Source organism: Vibrio sp. 10N.222.46.A1 (genome assembly GCF_041473595.1).
Classification (GTDB): domain Bacteria; phylum Pseudomonadota; class Gammaproteobacteria; order Enterobacterales; family Vibrionaceae; genus Vibrio; species Vibrio tasmaniensis_A.
The window spans coordinates 1-7,086 of sequence record NZ_JBFRSN010000093.1; the positions used below are offsets into that span (position 1 = coordinate 1).

Consider the following 7,086-nt stretch of genomic DNA (forward strand, 5'->3'; position numbering starts at 1 on the left):
TGTCAAAGTCGTTTCATATTTATTTCATCAATGTGAAATTGAGCAATAACTCCAATTTTTTGAAAAGCATAAAAAAAGGCTCACATTTCTGTGAGCCTTTGTCGTATTTAGGAGGGTCCAAATCAATGGACTGTGTCATGGCTAATGTCAAGCAAGCGGTAAGTCTGCAACCACCTGGTTGAACGTGATACGAGCATTCTGAGCTTGCTCAGATAACTCGATTTTTTTCGCTTGTGCGGCACTAAGATTACTCTCGGCCTGCTCAAGTGCTTGTTGTAGGTTCTCTGGTAACTCGTGAGTTTCCATTTGTGAATCTTGTTCTAGCACATAAGCGCGAATTTCTTTCTTCACTGCGGCAAGTTCTGTGTAAGCAATACGCTCAAGTTCTGCAGCTTCTTGTGCTGCATCTCTTTCTTTCTCAAATTGAGCCAGTGCCATACCTTCTGCAGACCAAGGGTCCATATCTGGTAGTTCTTCGATATTGATCGTTGGCTCGATGTACGCGTCTTGATGGCGTAGGTCGAGGCTAGTTGCACGAACCGCTGAAATCATCAGCATCACAGAGATCACCAGTAGCGGTAAGCCACCAACTATTGCTGCCGTTTGTAGCGTACTTAGACCACCCAAGAACATCAGAATCGTTGGCAAGAACGACAGTGTGAATGCCCAGAACATACGGTTCCAACGCATTGGCTCTTCGGTCACGTTGTTTTGCACAACAGACGCTAGGATGTATGAGATTGAGTCAAATGTCGTTGCAGTGAAAATAATACACAGCAGCGTAAATACCGCGATAACTAGTGTACTCATTGGCAGTTGCGCAAGCATCGAGAAGATAGCTTTGGTAGCGCCTTCTGCATTCAAAATCGCTACTACATCCAGTTCACCAGAAAGTTGTAGTGATAGGCCATAGTTACCTAGGATCATGAAGAACAAGAAACAACCTAGAGAGCCAAAGAAAATTGAACCTGACACCATTTGTTTGATGGTTCTTCCGCGAGAGATTCGCGCAACAAACAGGCCCATACTTGGTGCAAATACTAGCCACCACGCCCAGTAGAAAATGGTCCAGTCTTGTGGGAAGTGCGTGTTCTCAAAGGTACCGTAACCACCAAATGGTTCAGCCCACGTTGCCATCACGAAGAAGTTAGACAGTAGACGACCAATAGAGTCTAAACCTGTTTCTAGCATGAAGATTGTTGGACCGGCGATCAGAACGAAAGTCAGTAAACCCATTGCACCCCAGAAATTGATGTTACTCAGGATCTTGATGCCTTTTTCCAAGCCAGCATAAGAAGAGTAAGCAAAAATTGCCGTACAAACTAAAAGCACCATTGCTTGCGTAAGGTTGTTTTTAGGTAGACCGAATAGGTGATTTAAGCCTTCAGTGATGAGAGGTGCTGCTAAACCTAGTGTTGTCGCGGCGCCACCCAGTAGACCGAAAATGAATAGGATATCGACGATTTTTCCAGGTACGCCTTTACTGCGGTGTTCACCAAGAACAGGCATTAACGCACTAGAGATCTTTAGAACAGGCTGTTTACGCACATAAAAGAAGTAAGCGATAGGAATCGCTGGGATCAAGTAGATAGACCAAGCGATTGGTCCCCAGTGAAACAAACCATAAGTTGCCGCCCAACGAACCGCTTCTTCACTTCCGGGTTCTAGTTGGAAAGGCGGTGATTGGTAGTAGTAAGCCCACTCAATACAGCCCCAGTACAAGATACTTGCGCCGATACCACCACAGAAAAGCATTGCTGCCCATGATGCAGTTTTGAACTCAGGTTCTTCATCAGCTTCACCCAGTTTAATTTGTCCCATATCACTGAACACAACGTAAACCATGAAGGCACAAGCAGCTAGGCCTAGAGCAAGATATAGAAATCCAAGTTGATCCGTCATGAATGTTTTCGCAACCGCAATCCAGTCTGCGCCCTGTGCTGGGAACAAAATGAGCGGGAAAACTATCGTGAGTAGGAGTGCAATAGCACCAAAGAAGGTAGGCTTATCAATAAGCTCAAAAGTGTTTTTCACGAGTATTATTCCATTAAAATGAGAGCGGAATTATGGAATGAACTCGTTTTTTAGACCAAATCAGGTCTGTTGTCGTGACGACAAATTGCTTCTATTCAATAAAAGGTAGGTAATGAAAGAATAGAGAAGCAGAGCTGTAAAGTTAGGCTAAAGCGAAATTAGGTTAAAGCAAAAAGTTAGACTAAAGCGATAAGGATGCCACCTACGGTAAGTGCCGCGGACAAGAATTGCCCCGCTGAATATGAGCCATCATCCTCTTCTTCAACCTTGTCTGGGTGGTCCATGCCTAATGCGCCGTGAGCGAACGATTCAACTTTATCTGTAACGGTTGCATTTTCCGCTTCGAATTTTTTGGATTCTTTATCGATTTGTTTAAGAGCAGATAATAGCGCTTTTCCTTCATCGGAAAGCTTAACGGTATTTTGTTCCACCTTGAGTGGAGCAGGCTTTTCAGCCTCGGTGCTTTTATTCTGTGCGTTCATTTTCGCAGGTGAATACAGCTGAGTATTACTCGTTCCTACTGGTGTCATATCGCTCTCCTTACCTATCCTTAAATATAGTATCGGCAGAGGTGTGAAAAACTTGTGCATTTAATCACCGTGGTGATGTTTTTTTATTCGCACATTGTTTTTTCGTCTGCTTGGTCAAACCGTCTAGTTATTAAGCAAATCTTGTGCCGATAAGGAATTTGAATGTTATATAGAGTTAGAGTGGATGATAGGAGCCAATGAAGCTCTGTCGATGGGCTAGTTATCTAGAATTAGCCCATCGTTTCGTTCTCTTATAAGAATGGATAAGAATGGATAAGAATGGTTTAGTCGCACTCTAGGCTAGCGCCGCGCTTAGATAGGTGTTTGTATGCCTTCATTCTGTTCTCTTTTTTAACAAAGCGAGCGGGTGGAGAAAGCACTTTGAGCTGGTAGTCACTGCTATCTGAAGCGATTTCCTTAACTGGGCTGATAATCGCAATTTTTAGATCGGGATTGCGACGCAGAATCGATGCAGCTGTGCCTAAACCATCTTCTGTATGGAACTTGCCAGCAACATGAATCACTTGCTGATCTGGGTTTGATGCGAGGTAATCAACAATCGACTCTGCCATGGTTTCGTCCCATGTGACTTGAGCCGCAAACTGTTTTTCTGTTTGCTCTGGTGTTCCGTGATGCATCGAAGCCATGAACTTTTCTTTATAAGGGCTATCGCCAGTATCCACTTCTGAAGCAATCCATTGACGTTGTTCCGTCGTTAGCTGATCTAGATAGGATAATCCTTTACGGCCGATACACTGTACAAAGGGTTTTGGTGCGTTTGCCGCAATGATATCGACGTTGTTGGTTTTAGCGAACTCAACCAGTGCACGATAATCACTTTCGTAGTTTGGCCAAGCAGCCGCTTGAGGCATAAGAATTTGTTCGCCAATTTCATCATTGAGATATTGGTTTAATGTGTCTTGATGTTCTCGAGTGAATTGTTCCATTGAAAGCGCGATGTTTGATGTGGCGTTGCGACGTGCTTTTAAGAAATCGGTTTGGAAGCGATGGATTGCCGAGTGAGTGTGCCATTCGCCAATAAGAACCACATCAGCGTCAATCAGCTGTTTAGGTAATGCATCGAGAGAAAGCGTTTCGCCTTGTGGAGAAGCAAACTGGTAGTCATAGAATGTGGAAACGTTTTCCGTTTGCGTGTTAGCCACTTGTTGAGAAGTGCTATTTGAAGGTTGATTAGCACAAGCTGTGAGCAGGGTAGCTAATCCGATAAGAATAATACGTTGCATGAAATGCCTCCTTGAAGAACACGCATACTAAAGGAGGCAAGATGATATTTCAATGCAAACGATAATCAATATCAATTAAATTTGTTTGCGGTACACTCGCAGCATAAAGTCCGCTTCACAGTTGAATTGCTCAGCATCAATGAGTTGTTGTTTAAACTCTTCACTCGCTTTCCAAGCAAACGGCGTCATCTGTAGCAGGTCGAATGCGTCTGACCCCGATAGTTCCATCATATAGTTTAGTTGCTCTTGGTGCTCAAGAGTAAAACCTTCAATCATTTCTGGATCTTCGTCGTGCAAGCGAACACCATCATAAATTGCATCACGCAGCTGATACAGGTGTCGGCTAGCAGGGGTCACGGTGATCACCACGCCATTGTCTTTGATGGTGCGCTGCAGTTCTTCAGCCTTGCAAGGCGCATAAATGCGTAGAATGCCGTCTAAGCTGTTTTCCGCAAAGGGCAGGCGATGGCTCGAAGCGACTGAGAAGTCGACAGCAGGGTAGCGTTTAGCTGCGTATTTGATAGCAATCTTAGAAATGTCTAGGCCAAAAGTCGCACCATTCTTTTCTTGAAGGTTTACCGCAATTTCATTGGTGTAATAACCTTCACCACAACCGATATCTAATAGGCTAGGGGCGGTTGCTGGCAGATAGCTAGCGCATAAACCAACAACGGCTTGACGCATTGGATCGTAGTGGTTGCCTTCAAGGAAGCGGCGACGAGCCTGCATCATTTCTTTGTTGTCACCTGGATCTTTTGAGCGTTTGTGGTGTGCTGGCATCAAATTGACATAGCCTTCTTTCGCTAGGTCGAACTGATGGTTCTTTTCACACTTAAACGTACGATCGTTTTGAGATAAAGGTTGGTGACACAAAGGGCATTGGTAAGTCATTGCGAACTCGAGGTAGAAATTTCAAGTCCAAAATTTTAACAGGAAGCATTGTGGGGCGCTAGAATAAACGCAGCTGTCTTGGTTTACGGCAATTAGTGAAGATACAGAGGCTGTCAGTGAAGAGATAGAGCCAACGTATGGTTGGCTCTATTGGTTATGAGCAAGTCACTGATAGAAACAGTGAACTCGGCTTTTAGCTAAAGAAGTTAACTTGGTTCTTTAACGACTCAGCTTGTTTTTGAAGTTCATCAGCACTGTGAGAGGTCTTAGCGCTGGTTTCACGGCTTTGCTGGTTCAAATCGCTGATCGCATGCGCGTTCGCTGCTATTTCTTGAGAAACCTGAGCTTGCTCTTCTGATGTCGCAGCAATGGTTTCAGCTTGAGAAGCAATAGATTCAACTTGAGAGGCAATCGACTCTAGGGCTGTGCCTGCTTCTTGCGCTTTATCAAGTACTTGGTTGGCATTTGATTGGCTTTGTGTCATCAGGTTCACGGCATTGTTAGTTGAAGATTTTAACTTCTCGATGATGCTCACTACGTCTTGTACTGACGTTTGTGTACGATGAGCCAATGTTCTTACTTCGTCAGCGACCACGGCAAAACCACGCCCCTGATCACCCGCTCGCGCTGCTTCTATTGCAGCGTTCAACGCAAGTAAGTTGGTTTGTTCTGCGATGTCATCAATCATTTTGGTGACGGTTTGAATGCTTTCGCTATCAGAACTCACTTGCTCGATGGCCGATGCTGATTTGTCTAATTGATCATTTAGCTGGGCAACATCAATACACACACCTTCAACGACTTCTAAACCTTTCTGGCTGTCTTCATTGGCTAGGCGAACATTTTCAGCAATGCTATTCACTTGCTGCGCTACAGATTCTGCCGAGGTAGCCATCTCTTCAATAGCGGTAACGACTTGCTCAACCTGTGCTTGCTGGCGGTCAGATTGGCTCAGATTGTGGCTAGCATCCTGTGACACACTGCTAGAGCTGTTTTGTACTTGATCACTGGTCGTACGAATTTCTCCAACGAGTGTATTCAATTGAGCAGCCATATTCGCAACGCCGGTATTTAGGTTGCTGATTTCATTCTTAGTCTGTTTGCCGTTGTTTGGAATATGTAAGCTGACTTCGCCTTTTCCTAAGCGCATCATGTATTCGTTTAAAGTCGTTAACGGCGTCAACGTACGGTTCAATACGAGCGTTAACACGACGATGGTAGCGGCGGCAATCAAGGTCGCGATTATCGCGATAAGTTTCAGCAGTTCGTCACTGCCTTTAGTGACTTCATTAATAAATGTGCCGCCAAGTAGTTTCCAATTCCACCCCGGGACTTCGGTATAGACGAGGTATTTTTCGCCCACTGTTCCTTGATACTCAAAAGGGTAGAGAATCAAGCCGGATGGCTGCTCAAAGAGCTGATAGAAAGGTTTGTTACCGTCGTAGTCGGCAACATCCACAATAGATTTATCACCTCCAGCATTAGTAGGGTGCAGTAAGTACTGGCCTTGATGCTCTTCTTCATTGTCAACGATGATGGTATAGCCAGTATCGCCCCATGAGACAGAACGCAATGACTCGAACAGGTTTTGTGTCGCCTCTTCTACGGGTAGACCAATGAAAGAGACACCGTTAACTTTGCCTTGTGCATTCGTTAAAGGCGCGTAGTAGGTAATGTAGCGTTGGCCGAAGAGCTTCACTTGCGCGTAATAAGCTTCGCCATTTTTGAGTTTGTTATAGCCAGGATGATCCTTGCCTAACGTTGTGGCAACAACACGTTCCCCTGACGGTTTTTTAAGAGAAGTAGACACGCGAATAAAGTCATCGCCAAATGGGGCAAATAGGGTTGCTACAGCGCCGGTGTCGCGAGTAAAGCTATCAACGAGTTTAGTGTCGTTGATTAGGCTCTCACCATATTGAGTCAGGTTAGGAATGGAATGACCGTTGAACTCAACGTCGTAATTCTCAACATAAACACCTGCTAGGTAACCGTTACGAAAGGTGGATTCTAAAACTTTGGCGGTATGCAGGTAGGCATCGAATTGGCCAGATATGGTTTTGGCCATCGCTTCTACTTTGGATTGGTGTTCCCTTAACGTGTTGTCTAATAATACTTGTGAGGCATTGCGATACACGAGCGTTGCGATAGAGCCAAAGGCGATAAGTAAGCACAGCAAAATGACCAACTTAAGTTGGAAGCCAACACTTTGATTTTTGTATTTCTCGAACATGAATTCATTATCCTGTCTTCATTGAGGTGTTGTTAAGTGGTTTTAGATAAGTTTGTTATTGAGCCTCCTATCATAAGAACTTATTCATAGGCAGTAATTGATAAGAATTAATGAATTGATAGTTATATTTATAAATTGTGGCGTATGAGATATGAAA

5 protein-coding genes are annotated in these 7,086 nt (G+C 44.3%); all 5 read right to left on the bottom strand.

Annotated elements, in window-relative coordinates:
- Positions 1–147: 147 nt before the first annotated feature.
- The 5 genes from AB4496_RS03300 to AB4496_RS03320 all read right to left on the bottom strand — a co-directional run bounded on the left by AB4496_RS03300 (position 148) and on the right by AB4496_RS03320 (position 6,929).
- The gene (locus AB4496_RS03300) at positions 148–2,034 is read right to left on the bottom strand and encodes a BCCT family transporter (RefSeq protein ID WP_009848665.1); all 1,887 of its coding nucleotides are present in this window, start codon (positions 2,032–2,034) and stop codon (positions 148–150) included.
- Positions 2,035–2,210: 176 nt separating this feature from the next.
- The gene (locus AB4496_RS03305) at positions 2,211–2,564 is read right to left on the bottom strand and encodes a hypothetical protein (RefSeq protein WP_009848664.1); all 354 of its coding nucleotides are present in this window, start codon (positions 2,562–2,564) and stop codon (positions 2,211–2,213) included.
- Positions 2,565–2,848: 284 nt separating this feature from the next.
- The gene (locus AB4496_RS03310; RefSeq protein ID WP_009848663.1) at positions 2,849–3,808 is read right to left on the bottom strand and encodes a ChaN family lipoprotein; all 960 of its coding nucleotides are present in this window, start codon (positions 3,806–3,808) and stop codon (positions 2,849–2,851) included.
- 75 nt (positions 3,809–3,883) lie between these two features.
- Complete coding sequence (gene rlmA, locus AB4496_RS03315; protein WP_009848662.1) at positions 3,884–4,699, bottom strand: 23S rRNA (guanine(745)-N(1))-methyltransferase; 816 nt, start codon at positions 4,697–4,699, stop codon at positions 3,884–3,886.
- A 193-nt stretch (positions 4,700–4,892) separates the two neighbouring features.
- Entirely contained in the window at positions 4,893–6,929 is a 2,037-nt protein-coding gene (locus tag AB4496_RS03320) for a methyl-accepting chemotaxis protein (protein ID WP_009848661.1), read from the bottom strand.
- Between the last annotated feature and the right edge of the window lie 157 nt (positions 6,930–7,086).